General features: G+C 67.0%; 13 protein-coding genes. 3 read left to right on the top strand and 10 right to left on the bottom strand.

The genetic code is table 11. The features are described 5' to 3' along the window. Window positions 1–28: 28 nt before the first annotated feature. A complete protein-coding gene (locus tag ACFTS5_RS06985; RefSeq protein ID WP_378628175.1) occupies window positions 29–3,331 on the top strand; it encodes a protein kinase in 3,303 nt (1,100 codons plus the stop codon). 15 nt (window positions 3,332–3,346) lie between these two features. Here ACFTS5_RS06985 and ACFTS5_RS06980 read toward each other — a convergent pair whose 3' ends face one another. From ACFTS5_RS06980 to ACFTS5_RS06935, 10 genes are all read right to left on the bottom strand, one after another. Then, window positions 3,347–4,717, bottom strand: a complete 1,371-nt coding sequence (locus tag ACFTS5_RS06980; RefSeq protein ID WP_378628174.1) for an MFS transporter — start codon at window positions 4,715–4,717, stop codon at window positions 3,347–3,349. 229 nt (window positions 4,718–4,946) lie between these two features. Further along, entirely contained in the window at window positions 4,947–5,474 is a 528-nt protein-coding gene (locus tag ACFTS5_RS06975; RefSeq protein WP_378628172.1) for a cupin domain-containing protein, read from the bottom strand. Between the two features lie 112 nt (window positions 5,475–5,586). Next, complete coding sequence (locus ACFTS5_RS06970; RefSeq protein WP_378628170.1) at window positions 5,587–5,847, bottom strand: alpha/beta hydrolase; 261 nt, start codon at window positions 5,845–5,847, stop codon at window positions 5,587–5,589. Then, window positions 5,781–6,488 carry an alpha/beta hydrolase gene (locus ACFTS5_RS06965; RefSeq protein ID WP_378628168.1) on the bottom strand — a complete coding sequence of 236 codons (708 nt, stop codon included), beginning with the start codon at window positions 6,486–6,488 and terminating at the stop codon, window positions 5,781–5,783. Before ACFTS5_RS06965 ends, ACFTS5_RS06970 begins: the two co-directional genes overlap by 67 nt. 105 nt (window positions 6,489–6,593) lie before the next feature. Next, entirely contained in the window at window positions 6,594–8,108 is a 1,515-nt protein-coding gene (locus ACFTS5_RS06960; protein WP_378628166.1) for a sugar ABC transporter ATP-binding protein, read from the bottom strand. A gap of 5 nt (window positions 8,109–8,113) precedes the next feature. Then, complete coding sequence (locus ACFTS5_RS06955) at window positions 8,114–9,196, bottom strand: hypothetical protein (RefSeq protein ID WP_378628164.1); 1,083 nt, start codon at window positions 9,194–9,196, stop codon at window positions 8,114–8,116. Beyond that, window positions 9,193–11,361 (bottom strand): ABC transporter permease, encoded by a 2,169-nt coding sequence (locus ACFTS5_RS06950; RefSeq protein WP_378628163.1) that lies wholly within the window; start codon window positions 11,359–11,361, stop codon window positions 9,193–9,195. Before ACFTS5_RS06950 ends, ACFTS5_RS06955 begins: the two co-directional genes overlap by 4 nt. A gap of 6 nt (window positions 11,362–11,367) precedes the next feature. After that, window positions 11,368–12,441, bottom strand: a complete 1,074-nt coding sequence (locus ACFTS5_RS06945; protein WP_378628161.1) for a sugar ABC transporter substrate-binding protein — start codon at window positions 12,439–12,441, stop codon at window positions 11,368–11,370. A 44-nt stretch (window positions 12,442–12,485) separates the two neighbouring features. Next, window positions 12,486–13,502 carry an ABC transporter permease gene (locus ACFTS5_RS06940; protein ID WP_378628158.1) on the bottom strand — a complete coding sequence of 339 codons (1,017 nt, stop codon included), beginning with the start codon at window positions 13,500–13,502 and terminating at the stop codon, window positions 12,486–12,488. A gap of 11 nt (window positions 13,503–13,513) precedes the next feature. Next, the gene (locus ACFTS5_RS06935) at window positions 13,514–14,563 is read right to left on the bottom strand and encodes a zinc-binding dehydrogenase (protein WP_378628157.1); all 1,050 of its coding nucleotides are present in this window, start codon (window positions 14,561–14,563) and stop codon (window positions 13,514–13,516) included. Between the two features lie 211 nt (window positions 14,564–14,774). Between ACFTS5_RS06935 and ACFTS5_RS06930 the strand changes: the two genes are divergently transcribed. Beyond that, window positions 14,775–15,848, top strand: a complete 1,074-nt coding sequence (locus ACFTS5_RS06930; protein WP_378628154.1) for a LuxR C-terminal-related transcriptional regulator — start codon at window positions 14,775–14,777, stop codon at window positions 15,846–15,848. A gap of 108 nt (window positions 15,849–15,956) precedes the next feature. Then, on the top strand, window positions 15,957–17,390 hold the full coding sequence (locus tag ACFTS5_RS06925) for an MmgE/PrpD family protein (RefSeq protein WP_378628152.1): 1,434 nt from the start codon (window positions 15,957–15,959) through the stop codon (window positions 17,388–17,390). Window positions 17,391–17,414 lie beyond the last annotated feature (24 nt).

Raw genomic sequence — 17,414 nt, 5'->3', positions numbered from 1 at the left:
CCATGAGGCCGCACCGAATCGAGCCTGAATGGCCGACAACATGCCGACGCAGCGCAGCCCGGCCACGGGGATCGCGGCGGAATTGACCGCCGAGGGCTTCGAGGACGCCGAGGAGATCGGGCGCGGCGGTTTCGGCGTGGTCTACCGCTGCGCTCAGCCCGATCTCGACCGCGTGGTCGCGGTGAAGGTACTGACCGCCGAGCTCGACCCCGACGGACTGCAACGCTTCGTGCGCGAACAGCAGGCGATGGGCCGCCTGTCCGGACACCCACATATCGTCGCGGTCTTCCAAGCAGGCACCACCCACGGCGGGCACCCCTACCTGGTGATGCCTTATCACGCGCGTGGCTCGTTGGAACAACGCATCCACGCCGTCGGCCCGCTGGATTGGGCGGCGACACTACGCTTGGGCGTGAAGATGGCGGGCGCGCTCGAGACCGCGCACCGGGCCGGCATCCTGCATCGTGACGTGAAACCGTCCAACATCCTGCTCAGCGACTACAACGAGCCCGAACTCACCGATTTCGGGATCGCCCGGATCCAAGGCGGATTCCATACGACCACCGGGATCGTCACCGGCTCCCCCGCTTTCGCCGCGCCGGAAGTCCTGCGCGGCGCGCAAGCCACCGCTGCCGCCGACGTGTACGGCCTGGGCGCAACCCTGTTCTGCGCCCTCACCGGCCATGTCGCCTACGAGCGGCGCGTCGGCGAGCAGGTGTTGTCGCAGTTCCTGCGGGTCTCCGCGCAGCGCGGCCCCGATCTCACCGACCAGGATGTACCCGACGAGGTCAGGGCTGTCATCGAGCACGCGATGGCGACCGATCCCGCCGACCGTCCGGACAGCGCCGCCGCGCTCGGCGCGGAACTGGTTGCGGCCCAGCGCAGTACCGGCAGCCCGGTCGATGTCCTGCGAGTCCCCGATACCCAGCGGCCCGTTGCGGTGCCGATAGCACCGGCAGCGCGAGCCCGCGACCGCACCACCGCACCTCCCACACCCGCCACGAAATATCGCCCGCCGACTCCGGCGCGGGCGACTCTGGCCAGAAAGCGCCTGCTCGAGCACTTGCGAACCACCGAAGGCACCCGGCTCACCGCCATCCACGCGCCCAGTGGATTCGGCAAGACGACCGTGGCTGCCCAGTGGCACGACGAGCTGGTCGAGCACGGCGCCGCGGTGGCGTGGCTGACCGTCGACGAGGACGACAACAATGTCGCCTGGTTCCTCACCCACCTCGCCGAGGCGATCAGACCCGCGGTTCCCGCTCTCTCCGACGACCTCGACCGGCTACTCGAAGCCGACCCCGACAACCCGGCCCGTGCCGTGCTGACCGCACTCGTCGACGGGCTGCACGCCGACGACCGGCGGGTGACGCTGATCCTCGACGACTGGCAACGGGTCACCGCCCCCGCCTCGGTGGACGCGGTCCGGTTCCTGATCGAGCACGGCTGTCACCATCTGCCCCTCGTCGTCACGAGTACCGAGCGACTCGACCTGCCGTTGAGCCGGTTGCGCATCCACGGTGAACTCGCCGAAATCGATGCCACCACAATGCGTTTCAATCCCGACGAGGTACACGCGTTCCTCGCCGAAGCCGGCGGTGTACACCTGGCCGCCGACGAGGTGTCCGCGCTGGCCCGCGCCACCGACGGCTGGGTCGCGGCACTGCAGCTGACGGTGCTGTCGCTGCGTGCAGGCGAGGACCCGGCGCGCCTACTCGACAGCCTTGCCACGCACCCCGATATCGGGACGTTCCTGGCCGAGAACGTACTCGGCGCACTGGATCCGGACACCCTCGAATTCCTCATGACAACCTCGATCTGCGAGCGGATCTGCGCCGGACTGGCCACCGCACTGACCGGCCGCACCGACGCCGCCGACCTCCTCGCCGACATCGCCGACCGCGGCTTGTTCCTGCTTCCCACCGGTCCCGCCCACGACTGGTACCGCTACCACCAGTTGTTCGCCGGATACCTGTGCCGCAGACTCGCTCAGGACCGCCCGACCGAGATCACAGCACTCCGGCTGCGAGCCGCCGACTGGTTCGCGCATCATCACCTGCTCAACGAAGCGGTCGACCAGGCACTTGCCGCGGAAAATCCCGAACGCGCGGCCGAACTCGTCGAGCAGGACGCGGGTTACCTGCTGGAGCGGTCGAGAATGGTCATGTTGCAAGGCATCCTGGCGAAGCTGCCCGCTGGGGTGTGCCGGGCCAGGCCCCGTATCCAGCTTTTCGGCGTCTGGGTCAACCTTGTCCTGCGCAGACCCACGGCCACCGCGTCCTCCCTAGCCCGCTTCGAGACCGCGCTGGCCGTGGCTCCACCCGCCGAACCCGAACGCACCGATCTGCGCGCGGAAGCCGATGTCGCGATCAGTGTCCGAGAGATGTTCGCCGACCGGATATCGGAGCTGGACGGCCTGATCGGTGACGCGCTGGCCCGACCCGACGACTTCTCCCCGCGCATTCCCGGGGTGGCGGCCAATATCGCCACCTTCGCGGCAATGCAGCGCTTCGACTTCGACGAGGCGCGCCGATGGCAGCTCTGGGCGGCGCCGTATCACGAGGCGACCGGCCCGTTCCTGTCGGTGTACGGCCGCTGTTTCGCAGGGGTGGCCGCCCGTGAACAGCTCGACATACCCGGCGCGGACGACCTGTTCACGACCGCGCTCGACACCGCACGCACGACCATGGGCGCCGGCGCCCACGCGACTCGCCTCGCGTCCGCGCTACTGGGCGAATTGCGTTATGAGACTGGAGATCTCGACATCGCGACAGATCTATTGGCGCAGAGCAGAGAGCTGTCGGCCGAAGGTGGCGGCGGCGTGGACTTCATGCTGGCCACCTACGCGACAGGTGCGCGGGTACGCGCCCTGCGCGGCGACCGCGGCGGCGCGCTGCAACTCCTCGACGAGGGGATGTCGCATGCCGAACGCCTGAACCTGCCGCGCCTGGCCGCACGGATCCGCAACGAACGGGTGCGTCTGGGCGTCGAACTCGATCCGACCGTGACGGACAGGCTGATGGACACGCGCACGATCCGGCGCGACGACGGAATCGATACGGCCATCGATGAATTCGATGAGGACTCCGCGATCCGTTTGTTGCTGGCGACGGATCAGCTCCGGTCGGCGATCGAGCGCGCAGAGAACTCGGTCGCCGAGATTGACGCGCAGCGCAGGCCGCTGGCCGCGCTGCGCGCCGGGTTGCTGCTCGGCAGCGCCCTGCGCCGGGCCGACCGCACGGCCGAGGCCGATCGCATCCTCACACCGTTGATCCGGCGATGCGATCGCCTCGGCCTGGTCCGCCTGCCCGCCGACGCGATGGCGACCTAGGCGATGCCCGGTCTGTCAGCCCGCTTGCTCGACGACGAGACCGCCGGGCTTGCGATCCGGCGCGACGTCGGGAGCGCGCACTTCGGCGACTTCGTCATCGACTGTCGAGGCCGGCATCAGGATCACGATGACGGCGGCGATCACCGCGGGCACCGCGAAGGCGTAGAAGTTCCAGTGGGTCGCCAGCGAGGAACCCACGATCCAGCCACCGATAGACGGCCCGAGGATCGAACCGATACGCCCCAGCCCCATGCTCGCCCCCACCGCGGACCCGCGGCACGAAGCGGGGTATTTCGCGGCGACATAGCCGTACGCGAGTGAGCTGCTGCCGATGGAGCCGAGCCCGGCCCCCGCTACCGCGACCATCAGCACCGCGGTATCGACCTTACGGCTGAGCACCAGCAGCGAAATCGCACCGATGAGGAAGAACGGCACGAGAACCCGCCGGGAGCCGTATCGGTCAGCCAGCATCGAACCGCCGATCATGCCGATCACGGCGCCGACCTGCAGAACCAGCAGGAACTGCAACGAGGATCCCAGCGGGTAGCCCGCCTCGCGCATCAGCACCGGCAACCAGGTACTCAAGCCGTAGCCGATCAGCTGGGCACAGATGCAGACCACGACGAACAGCAGCAGCGACGGCAGATACTTCCGGGTCAGCAGCATCCGGAATCCGCTCGCCTTCTCCCCGTTCGCGGTGGCGGTGCGCTGGATCAGCTGTTCGGCCCGCACCGCGCCGATGTCGAGACCGTAGGCGCGAGCGACTTCCGCGGCCTCGGCGTCCTTGCCGCGCGACACCAGGGAGTTCACCGATTCGGGCAGCCAGAAGTACATGGCGGGCACCACGATCACGCACAGGGCACCGACCGCGTACAACACGCGCCAGCCGTGGTCGGGCAGCAGTGCGATCGCGACGAGCGCGGCGATGATGCCGCCGAAGGAGTAGCCGGTCAGCATCATGCCGTTGTAGATCTGCCTGCGGTTGCGCGGCGCGAACTCCATCGTCAACGCGACCGCCGACGGCACGACGCCGCCGAGGCCGATGCCGGTGAAGAACCGGGCGGCGCCGAGGAATTCCGGTGAGGTGGCCAGCGCGCAGATCGCGCAGCCGGCGGAGAACCAGACGACACCCGCCATCATGACCTTGCGGCGACCGACCCGATCAGCCAGCGGACCCGCGAGCAGGAATCCGACCATCAGACCGAACAGTGTCCAGCTGCCGATCAGACCGGCGGTGCTGGCGGTCATCTCCCATCCGGGTTCGTCGAGCAGGCTGGGGACGGTGGCTCCGTAGACGATCAAGTCGTAGCCGTCGGCCACGATCGTCAAAAAGCAGAGCATGACTACGACGAGGCCGCTTTTCTGGCGCGGGGCCGGACTATCCATCTCGTTCTCCTTCAACGCTCCGCCACGGCGGCATTGCCGAGCGACTCAGGTCACAATATCGCACAATATATGATCCTGAATACATTTTGAGAGGGCGGGATTGTCCGGAAACACAAGCAGGGTTCGGGAATCTGTGACAGTTCCCGAACCCTGTGCGTTCCAAGAAGACTCAGCGGGTGATCGACAGACCGGATCTTCGCCTCGCGCGCAACCTACCGCCGTGATGCGGTCAGCGCTTGGCAGGCAGCATGACGGCGACCATCGTCACCGGCTTGTCGGTCCGGTTGCTCCAGGCGTGCTTGATGCCGCGATTGATCACAGTGTCGCCCGGGCGCAGCAGCGTCTCCCCCGTTTCGTAGATCGCGTAGATCTCGCCGTCGATGATGGTGGCGATGTCGACTGTCTCCGTCGCGTGCAGGCCGACAATCGCATCGTCCTCGGCCTTGGCGTCCTCACCGTGCAGATTGCCGATCGACTCCGCGTACACCGCCGGATCGATCTCGGCATCCGGCGGGAAGGTCGCCAGACGCACGACGACACCGGCGGCAGGCGGATCCAGCTCCACGTCGGCGGCCAAGGTGTCACCATCGGCCATCGCCGCAGGCAGTGCATCGACCCGCCACACATCGTTGACCGTGAACGCGGGCAACGCGACCCGCGTCGCGGTGTTCTCATCGATCGCGACAGTCGACTTACCGTCGGCGTCGAGCCCCGCGATCACACGCCGCGCGGTCTTGGCCAGATGCTCACCACTCATGACATCACCCTTCGTTCCGGATCGAGCGGGAGCCCGATTCTTCGCTAGATAATATATTCAATATCACATTGACAAAGCGCGCAAGCATTCCGGAACAAGCCACCGGCAAGAATCAGAGATTGGTCTCGAAGAACGGGGTCAGGGCGGCCATGGCCTGGTCGACGTACTCGGGTCGGTCGTAGAGACCCACGTGCCCCGCGCCTTCGACGAGCACCAGGTCGGTGTTCTCCGGAATGCGCTTGTTCAGTCGCTCCGCCTGCCACAGCGAACCCGCCGCGGAGCCTGCGACCAGCAGGACCGGCTGGGTCAGGAACTCAGCACCCGCGAAGGCGTCGTAGTCGAAGATCCGGGTGACGCTGGCGGTGAACAGCATCCGATTGTCCGAGTTCGGGTGCTGTGCCCGCGGGGTCCGGTAGTACTCGTGCGCTTCGACCATGTCCGCCGGGGTGGTGGCGTCCAGGGTCTCGGGCACGTACGCGATCTCGGCGATGTCACCTCCCGCCACTTCGATCGCGCGCTGACCCGCGACGGCGTCGAGCGTGGCGATCTCGCTTCGAGCGGCAGTGAACCGTCCCAGCCCTTGCGGAACGTCGCGCCGATATCGACCGGACTGACCGTGCCGACAGCTTTGATCCGGCGGTCGGTCTTGGTGGCATCGATGGCGTAGCCGCCGCCGGCGCACACGCCGAACGCACCGATCCGGTCCGCGTCGACGAAGTCGAGGATGGACAGGTAGTCGACCGCGGCGCGGATGTCCTCGACCCGGGCGAAGGGGTCTTCGAGGCGTCGCGGGATCCCACCGCTCTCACCCTGGTGGGAGGCGTCGAAGGCCAGGGTCACGAAACCCTGGGCCGCCAGTTTCTCGGCGTACAGACCCGCGGTCTGCTCCTTGACGCCGCCACCGGGGTGCACACACACGATGGCCGGGTAGTACTGGTCAGCGGAGAAGTTCTCCGGGAGGAACAGGTCGCCCGCCATGGTGATCCTGGCGTTCGAGAATTCGATGTTCTGCACGATGATGTCCTCGGTTCGCTGGGGGATCGTTCCGGTGACATCAGCCTCCGCGATTCGGCGAGCGCGCGACAGGACGACTCTGTTCCTGGGAGAAATCCTTCCCCCTCAGTGCACCGCCGCGAACATCAGCTTCGCGTCGTCGGCCTCGGCCGGATCGAACTCCGCCACGATGCTGCCCTGCTTGGCCACCAGGATGCGGTCCGAGAGCGCCCGGATCTCGGGCAGGTACGACGAGATCACTACCACCGCGACACCGTCGTCGGCCAGCGCACGGATCATCGTGTGGATCTCGGTGATCGTGCCGAGGTCGACGCCGCGGGTCGGCTCGTCGATGATCGCCACCAGCGGCTGACGGGTCAAGCCTTTGGCGAGCACCACCTTCTGCTGATTACCGCCGCTGAGCTCCTCGAGCTTGGCGCGGCCGGGTTGCAGCGTCCGCACATGGAACCGCTCGACGAAGCGCTGCGCCACCGACTTGCGTTCGCCGGGGCGAACCAGCAGTGGCAGCCTCGCCGCACTACACAGGTGCCCGAAATAGATATTGTCCGCGATCGAGAAGTGGCCGAAGAAGCCCGATGCCTTGCGGTCCTCGGTGATGTAGACCAGCCCGGCCCGGCGGGCATGACGCGGTGTCCTGAACCGCACGTTCCTGCCGTTGAGCCGCACTGTGCCGCCGCGCAGTCTCCTGCGCTTGGTCACCCCGCTGACGATCATCGCGGTCTCGCTGCGCCCGGCGCCGACGAGCCCGTAGATGCCGACGATCTCCCCCGGGTGCGCGGAGAACGACATGTTGCGCACGACCGGCAGCAGCGTGATGTCGTCGACCTCGAGCACCGGGGCCGGGTCGGGTTCCCGATTCGGTGGCACCCGTTGATATTCCACGCTGCGCCCCACCATCATCCGCACCACCTCGGTGCGGTCGAAGTCGGGTTTGTCGAGGGTGCCCTGTACCTCGCCGTCGCGCAGCACAGTGATCCGGTCGGCTTCCTCGAAGGCCTCGTCAAGCATGTGGGTGATGAACACGACCCCGATCCCCTGGCGCTTGAGCCTGCGCATCGACAGGAACAGTTGCAGTCGTTCCTCCGGGGTCACCGACGCGGTCGGTTCGTCGAGGATGACCACCTTGGCATCGCGATGCACCGCGCGGGCGATCTCCACCATCTGTTTCTGGGCGATGCCGAGCGCGCCCGCAGTCACCTCGGGCCGGATGTGGAAGTTGTGCGATTCCAGCAGTTCTCGTGCCACCACATTGAGCTGGGAGAGATTGTTGAACGGTTTCTCGTCACCGAGGAACAGGTTCTGTGCCACCGTCATCGACTCGACGAGCGAGCCCTCCTGGTACACCATCGCGACCCCCGCCTCGGCGGATTCCTTGGGGGTACTGAAGTTGCGCATACGACCGGTGACGAGCAGCGTGCCCGCGTCGTGTTCGATCGCGCCCGAGATCACCTTCACCAGCGTGGACTTGCCCGCGCCGTTCTCGCCGAGCAGGGCGTGGATCTCGCCCGGTCGGACCTCGAAGTCGACATCGCGCAACGCGTAGGTTCCGCTGTAATGCTTGCTGATACCGCTGAGCCGGATCACCGGCTCCTCGGCAACGGCGGTGTCGCTGTCTGCCACCGTACTCACCTTTCGTTCACTGTTCGCGGCGCGAGCAGGTTGCGGAATCCACGCGCCGCCACCACTATTCGGCCGTCACGTGACGAGACGCCGGTGACCCCGTGGCGGTCGCTGTCGGCGCGCGAATGCACGCTTTCGGTGATCCGACCGCGCTGATCGATGCGGAACGCCAGACCGTAGGACCGGGCAGGCGCCCACGGTTTGATCACGCCGTGGACCCGCAATTGACCCAGTTGCAGGGTGTCGGTGTAGGGGTCCGGGCACCGCAGCCGGGGGACGAACCACTGGTCCTGACGGATCGTCGCGGTCATCTCGCGCAGCAATTCGGGTTCGTCGAGCAGCAATTCGGTGAAGCGGTTGCGCGCATAGGGCGCCGCGACCCACCAGCCGTCCGTGGTGGCGGCGATGCGGCCGGGGTAGATCGGCAGGTTCGCCCCCACCGGTATTCCCGGTTTACCCAGCGCATTCGACGCACGTCGCTCGATCCGATGATCGAAGCCCAGCGATACCAGAACCTCGTTGTCCGAGGCAGTTTCGATGCCGCCGGGCCACCCGAGGCCTTCTGCCACCACCTCCGCGCGCGACCCGTCGACCCGCACGATGCGCCCTTTGCGGTCGTCGGCGACCAAGGCGGCGCCCCAGTCCGGGACCGCGCTCGAGCCGATGGTGGCCAGCACGATGCCGTCGGGCAGCAGTGTCAGATCAGTGACGCAGACAGCCAGCTCCGGGTCGGTGCACAGGTCGTGCGCCGTTCCCGCCGCATCGATGGTGACCAGGCCGACGCCCTCGACCGCGGCGACCAACCGGTCCTGCACCGCCAGCAGGCTTCCGACTTGCCCGCCGAGCGTCACCAGCGGCGCGACAACCCCATCGGTCAGCGTGAAAATGCTGTCGCCGCTGGAGAAGACGACTTCGCCGGAGTCACGGATGATCACGTCGTCGGGCTCGAACTCGGCGGCGGGGAGCAGGGTTTCGCCTTCGTCGAGTCGACGGTTCGGCCGTAGCCCCGCTTCGAACGGCGGCACCGTGCGGTGTCGCGCCCAGTCGGGGTTCAGCCATTCCTTCAGCGCACTGATCGTGCGGTTCATCGCTGTACCTCCACCATCGGTCGTCCGGGCACGATCAGGCCCGGTACTGCGGCCGGATCGATCGACCCGACTTCGCTGGAGTCCAGCGTCAACCGGCCGATGCGGTTGTTGCTCACACCGCACAGGTAGAGCTGACCGGCCCGTTCCTTGACCGCGGTGACCATCGGGTAGTTCGCCAGCGACGAATCCCACAGCACCTGAAGGATTTCGCCACGATCGTTGAACTTCATCACGCACGACACGTTGAGCTGCGGGACGACCCAGCTGTCCAGCGGTACTTCCTGGGTCATCCGCCTGCGCACGGCCGGATAGCGGTTGAGCAGGTCCGACATCGGCGTGCGCATCGATACGAACGGCAGCCAGTAGTTGCCGTCGGAGGAGCGGTTGAGGTTGTCGGGGTTGCCGGGCAGGTTCTCCAGCACCGGTTCGAGCTGCCCCTGTTTGGGTCCGGCGATCCAGAGCCGGTCCACTCGGCACAGGCCGGTGCTGGCGATCAGGATCGACTGGCCGTCGTGCGAGGTGCAGATTCCGTTGGGGAACACACTGTTCGAGACGACGACCTCGGTGCTGCCGTCGGGATCGATCCGTACCACGCGGCCGTTGGACCGCGATTCCACCAGTTCCACCAGGTATTCGGCGGCGTTGCTTCGTGTCGAGAAGTCCGATACGTAGATCGAACCGTCCGGGGCCACATCGAGATCGTCGACGGCGCGGAGACCGGAATCGTCGAGCAGCGAGAAGCGGCTGCGCCTGACCTTCGTCGCGATCGGCTCGGATTCACCGTCCGGGGAGATCCGGTAGATCCCCATGCCGCCGACCGCCACGAGTAGCTGCCCGTCACGGTCCCACCCGTGGCCGAGCGGGAAACCGCCTGTGCGCGCGAAGATCTCGCCTTCGTCGGGCTGGTCGGCGCGGAATCGCCACACCCAGCCGCGACGGTCACCGCAGTAGACATTGCCCTCGGGATCGACCGCGCAGTCCTCGGCGCCCTCGATCTTGCCGAGCCCGATCGGGGGCGCATCGGTCGTCCTGTTGTTGATCGTCCAGACCGTGCCCGGTTCGGTGACGTCGATGAGGCTGCCGAGGGTGATCCGGCCGGGATCGATTTTGAGCTTGTCGGCGGTGCGCTGCCGGTACTTGCCCCACTGCAGGTCGAGCACGGCGAATACGAGCAGCGCCGTCGCGAGAATGACCGTGTAGTAGGAACCTTCGAGCCGCAGCGCGACGGTGGCCTGCTGGATCAACTGCACCACGATGATGCCGACGGTGGCCCGCAGCACCGAGCCGCGACCGCCCTTGAGGCTGACGCCGCCGAGCACCACCGCGGTGAGCGCGATGATCTCCCAGCCCTGACCCACATCCGGATCGGTGCGCCCGACCCTGGCCGAGGTGAGCAGGGCGGCCAACCCCGCCAGCGCACCCGAGAGGACGTACACCAGAAAAGTGACCCGGTCGACCGGGATGCCGTTGCGCCGTGCCGATCGCCGATCGCTGCCGACCGCCGCGACCCACCAACCCCACCGCGACCGGGTGAGACCGACATGCACCACGATCAGCACACAGCCGAAGAAGAACCACCCGGTGGGGATCAGCGCGATGCTGCCCTCGCCGAGGAAGTCCCAGACGATATCGGGCTTGGGCATGCTCAGCTGAAAGCTGTACGCCGACTGCAGCGCGGCGGCCGCGCCACCGAAGGCCACGAGGGTGACCAGGGTCGTGATGAACGGCCGCATCTTCCGGTAGGCGATGAAGTAGCCGTTCACACTGCCGAGCAGCGCGCCGAACACCACCGTGCCCGGTGCGACGACCGCCATCGGCCAGTCCCAGGCGCGGGAGGCGACCATCGCGCCGATCGCGGTCAGACCGACCATCGAGCCGACCGACAGGTCGATGCCGCCGCACACCAGCACCACGGTCAGTCCGATGGCCAGCAGTCCCTTCTCCGAGACCTCGTCCATGATGATCGGGGAATCGGCCGGTCCGACCGGGGTGAAGAAGACGAACAGCAGGCTGAGCGACAGGGCCAGACCGAGCGGGACCGCGCCCTCCATCCAGCGTTTCTCGAACAGATCTGACAGGGTCCTGGCCGGCGCGAGCCGATCACGCCACTTCCCGCCGGTCAGGGGGAATGCGTCGATTCCCCGCGAACGTGACAGCAGTTTCATCGCCGATCACTGCCCCTTGTAGCAGGCGATAGTGGTGTTGTCGACGTTCGCGCGGTCCACGATGGTGTGCGGCACGAACGCGACGGTGTGGCTGCTGCCCGCCGGTGCGCCGGTCTGGACCAGCTGCTGGGCGGTCACCACCGCGGCGGTGCCGACGCCCTGGACGTCGTAGGAGGCCGAGGCAGTCACCTTGCCCGCGCGCAGCGCGTCACACCACAGGGTGTCGGTGGCCATCGTGTAGGTGCCCAGCGAATCGGCGGGGATCACCCCGCGCGCGACCGCGCTCTGCACCGCGTCGCCGACCGCGACGGAGTTGAGGTCGTAGGTGACCAGGAACCCGCAGAAGTTGTTCTTCTGCTGCTGGATGATCGACTCGGCGGCCTGCTGGGCGAGGGAGTTCTGCCACTGGGTGTGCGCGGTGGTCACCACCTCGAACCCAGCCGGATCGAGCACATTGTGTACGCCCTTGGACCACAGCAGCGAGGCCGCGTCATTGCCCGGGCCGTCGATGATCGCCAATCGCTTGGGGGCGCCGCGCTTTTCGCAGTCCTGCACGGCACGCTGGGCGATGTCCTCGGCGGCGGCGATGTTGTCGACGCCGATGTAGGCGTCACCGAGGCGGCTCGAGATCATGTTGACCACCACCGTGTAGATGCCCGCGCGCTGGGCGTCCTCGATCTGCTTGGACAACACCCCGACGTCGGGGTTGTGCAGGATCAGCACGTCGACGGCCTTGCGGGCGATCAGGTCGCTGATGATCCTGGTCATCTTGTCGGTGTCGAAATTGGGGTCGTAGACCTGGAAGTCGGCACCGAGGTTGCCGAAGGCACGCTCCATCGAGGCGCCCCAGTTCATCGTCAGGTTGTAGCCCTTGTAGAGGATCGGCACGAAGGCGATCCGCTTGCCCTGCATCGACTCGTGGACCTGCTGCGTCGCGTCGAACAATTGCACGTTCTCGCCGAAAGCCTGGCCCTCGCCGCCCGCGGGGCCGGTGGGGGCCGTGCGTGCGCCGGTGGAACAACCCGTGATCACGACGGCCGAGACCGAGGCGAGAGCGAGCGCGATCATTTTCTTCTTCATCGTTGAAGACTCCTTGTGAGCGAAGGTGTTTCGAGGCGAGGGCATTACAGTTCGCCGCTCTTGGCGGTTTCCTCGTCGCGGGGATGCAGCCACGAGTCGAGGGCGATGGCCGCGATCAGCACGCCGCCGCGGATCAGGTCCTGCACCGCGGAGGTGAGACCGTGCAGCACGAGCAGGTTGTTGAGCACACCGATGAACAGCGAGCCCGCGAGCACACCCAGGATCGAGCCGCGGCCACCGGCCAGCGAGATGCCGCCGATTACGGTCGCGGTGAGTGCGGTGAACAGCAGCGGGTCGAACGAGGTGACCGTCGTCTGCACGCTGCCCTGGATCGACACGGTCAGGTAGCCGGCGAGCAGGGCCAGCAGCGCGGAGATCACATAGGTGAGCACCTGCAGCGGGCGGACGGGGGCGCCGGTGGCTCGGGCGGTGGCGAAGTTGTCGCCCATCGCCCTGATCAACCGACCCGCGGTGGTGTAGGTGACGAAGAACCAGGCCAGTACGAACACGGCCGCGGCGAGCACGATCGGGCGTGGCACACCGAGCACCGAGCCGTTGCTCAATTCCGCGATCCACGATCCGGCGGGCAGCGCGTAGTAGTTGCTGTCGAGCAGCAGCATGTCGACCGCGCCGATGACCAGCAGACCGGTTGCCAGGGTGACGAACAGCGACGGCACCTCGACGTAGGCCACGAGCACGCCGTTGACCAGCCCGACGAGCAGCGCGACCGCCGCGGCGATGGCTATTGCCTGCCATTCGGGCATGCCACTCGACATCAGGGCCAGGGTTGCTTGCGCACACCCGAGTGCGACACCGGCGATCGAGAGGTCGATGCCTTTGCCCAGGATGACGATCGCGACGCCGACGGCCAGGATCCCGAACGCCGCCGACAGTCGCAGCAGGCTGGCGAAATTGCCGGTGGTGAGAAATCCCGGCGTGGTGGCGGCGCCGACCGCGCACAGCAGCACGGTGATGCCGAGGACGAAATAGGCCTGCTCCGAACGACCGAGTCGGTCGCGCAGGCTGGGGGGCGGCGAGGTGGCCGCGATTGTCGTCGTCATGATGCTCCCGTTCAGAACTCGATGACGGCCTTGCCGCCTGCCTGTTTGTCGAACTCCGTGTACGCCTGGGCGGCGTCGGCGAGGTTCCAGCGGTCGGTGAACAAGCGGTCGACGTCGAGGCCGTGCGCGGCGACGAAGCGGGCGCAGTCCGCTTGACCGGTCAGCGAGAAGGTGTAGGAGCCCAGGATCGTCAGCTGCTTGCGGATGATGTCGGGGCTCACGTCCAGGGTCACGTCGTTGCCCTCGCCGACGAAGGCCACCCGGCCCCACTGCGCGGCGGACTTGACCGCCGCGACCCTGGCCACGGGCGCGCCGGAACAGTCCAGCGCACAGCTCACGCCCGCTCCTCCGGTCAGTTCCTTGATCGCCGCCACGGGATCGGCACTGCTGGAATCGATAGCGTGGGCCGCGCCGAACTCCATCGCTCGCGTGACTCGATCGGCTTGCACGTCGACTGCGATCACCTCGGCGCCCATGGCCGCCGCCAGCTGCACCGCCGAGAGTCCCACCGGTCCCTGACCGAAGATCGCGATGGTGTCGCAGGCATCCAGATTCAGCCGGCGCAGTGCGCCGAACGCTGTCCCGGTTCCACAGGAAATCGCCGCGCCCGCAGTGAAACTCACGTCATCGGGCAGCGAAACCAGGGTGCGGGCGGGCACTTTGATGAAGTCGGCGTGCCCGCCGTGGGCGGTCGCCCCGAAAATCGTCGCGCCACGCTGACACATCTGGGTCCATCCGGTGCGACACCGATCGCAGTATCCGCAGCCGTCGTAGTGATAGATCATCACCCGGTCGCCGACCCGAACCGCGCGCTGGTCCACATTCGCGCCGAGCGCGACGACTATTCCGCACGGCTCGTGGCCGGCGATGATGCCGCCGGTATCGCCCGACAGGCCGAAGGCCGCGAGCGCGGCGCCGGGAGCCGCGCGGTAGAACCGCAGGTCGCTACCGCACATCCCCGACGCCTTCATCGCCACTACCGCGTCGTCGGGCCCCGGGGACGGGTCGTCGAACTCGGCGATCTCGAGGTCGCGATCACCGTTGAACACAACACCCCGCATTGTTTCTCCTCTGAGACTCAGGTCACTATCTAAAGCTGTGCAAAATATTAAATATGTGGTGTTGTTGCTCACAAGGCTTTGCCACCTCGATCAGCCGAACGTCGTACAGCGCTGCGACCAGGGGACGATGCCGGACGCAGGTTTCGGACACAATTCGGGCCTGCCGGTGACGGCGGGGCTATATATTGCATATTCTGTATAGGCGTGGTAGATGGACTGGAGTTGGCACGTGGCGATCGAGACGAGGACACCCAGCGGCGACGCGACACTCGGCGCCGAGTTGGCCGCCGTCGTCATCGAGGCTTCCGAGATCCTCGGCCGCCGGATCCAGCCACCCGGCGCCCACTCCCCCGGCGAGGCCAAACGCCTGCTCACGCAGCTGTGGGACGACGCCGTCGCTGCCCTGTCCGACACGACAGCCGGCGCCGATATCCAGCGGACAACCGCACTGCTGGCCCGCATCCGCGCGACCGAGGCCGACCTGGCCGCGTCCGACGCCGCCGGCTCGGCCACACATCTGCGCATGGCCGCACAGGCGATCGCGCGATTACATGGCGCGCGGGGAGTGGACGACCTGTTGCGCAGGGCCGCGGAAGCGATGGGTGCGATGGGCTTCGACCGCGCACTGGTCTCGACGACCGAAGGGCAGCGCTGGCACCTGCACACCATGTTCGTCGTCGACGACGAGCCGTGGGCCGATGCCATCATCGCGGCGGGGCGTGAGTCGTCACCGACGCTGGACGGACACCTCGTCGAGAGCGACATCGTGCAGCGAGCCCGGCCCGGACTCGTCTTCGACGTCCAGCACAATCCTCGCGTCATCCGGCCGCTGGTGGAGATGACGCGCTGCAGCTCCTACGCCGTGGCGCCGCTGACCATGAACGGAACGGTCGTCGGCCTGGTCCACGGCGACTATTACTTCCAGCGGCGCGAAGCCGACGCAACCGCTCGGGCGATGCTGGCGGTCTTCGCCGCCGGCCTCGGCAACGCGCTGACCGGCGCGAGCCTGCTCGACGGCGTCACAGCACTGCGCACCGGTTTCGACCGGTTGGCCGGATCCGTCGATGCCTCGCCCAGCCCTGTCGAGACGCCCGCTCTCTCGACCCGGGAGCTCGATGTCGTCGAGCTGCTCGCCGCGGGCAGGGCGAATCGGCAGATCGCGCGTGAACTCGCGATCTCGGAGGCGACGGTGAAGACCCACATCACCCATATCCTGCGCAAACTCGGCGCGGCGAATCGTGCCGAAGCAGTCGCCTACTGGCTGCGCGGAACCGTCGTACGCTGAAACTGCAGCTTGCTGCTAACCCCTTCGCAATGCTTACATAATATATAGTGCAATTACCTGGGGCGGCTGGTCGAACTACCTCCCGCACCCCCTGCGAGAGGACAGTTCATGGCCGACACCATCGTCGAGCAGCTGGCGCGATTCACCTCCGACGCCGACTTCGACACACTGCCGCCCGAGGCGGTCGATGAATCCAAGCGGCTGTTGCTCGACGCGATGGGGTGCGCGCTCGGCGCCGTCGACGAGCCCAAAGGCAAGATCGGCATCGACTACGGCAAGCTCACCGGCGGCACCGACGGTGACGCCACGATCATCGGCACCGACGACCGGGTCTCGATCTTCGGCGCCTCCTTCGCCAACGGCGAGCTCATCAACGCCCTGGACTTCGACGCGGTGCTGCCGCCCGGCCACGTCTCGCCCTACGTGCTGCCGACCACGATGGCGATGGCCGAGAGCCGGGGGCGATCCGGTCGCGAGGTGCTCGCCGCCGTCGCGCTCTCCCACGAGATGTCCTACCGGTTCTACAAGTCGATGGACTATCTGCGCGACGTCCAGAACGATTCGATGGATCTGTCCCCCGTGATCGGGTACAGCGTCACCGTTTTCGGTGGAACTGCGGCCGCGGGCAAGCTCGCGGGCCAGTCCACCGAGACCCTGGCCAACGCGCTCGGTATCGCCGCCGCCACCGCCCCGGTCAACGCGATGCGCCCGTGGATCAAGCACGCCCCGAGCTCCACCCTCAAGTATCTGCTCGCGGGCACCCTGACCCAGGCCACGCTCACCGCCGTGCACATGGCCGAATTCGGCCACACCGGCGACCTGCAGATCCTCGACGACGCCGAGGTCGGCTTCCGCAAATACATCGGCACCCGGCGGTGGGAACCGAACAACATCACCGACGCGCTCGGCACCGAATGGCGCTTCCTCGCCGAACAGTCCTACAAGCCCTACCCGCACTGCCGCATCCTGCACGCCCCGCTGCACGCGCTCACCGAGATCCTCGAGACCAACGACATCAAGCCCGATGAGATCGACGCCATCCGCTGTTGGGGCGAGGCCGCGGTGATGCACCCGCTGTGGCAGAGCCGGGTCATCGAGAAGACCCACGACGCGCAGTTCGACATCGCCCACGGCCTGTCGGTCGGCGCGCACCGAGTGGTCCCCAGCAGGGCTTGGCACGCACCGGAACTCGTGTTCAGCGATTCGGTGCTCGGCCTGATGGACAAGGTCACCTTCGAACCGCACCCGGACTACTTCAAGGCACTGTCAGCGAACCCGTCCGCCCGGCCCACCCGCATCGAAGTAGACGCCCGCGGCACCACCTTCTCCGCGGACCGCACCTACCCCAAGGGCAGCCCCTCCCCCGACCCGACCACCAGAATGACCACCGACGAACTGGTCACCAAGTTCCGCATCAACGCACAGGATGTGCTGTCGGAGAACAGGATCGATCAGGTCGTCGACACCGTGCTCGGCGTGGACGAGGTCGACGACTTCGGCACGGTGATGCGCCTGCTCGCACCGAACAGCACGACCGCCTGATTTCCCCCGCTCCCCGAAAAGCCC

The organism is Nocardia sp. NPDC056952 (assembly GCF_042674185.1).
Lineage (GTDB): Bacteria > Actinomycetota > Actinomycetes > Mycobacteriales > Mycobacteriaceae > Nocardia.
This window is presented reverse-complemented; position numbering and strand designations above follow the sequence as displayed.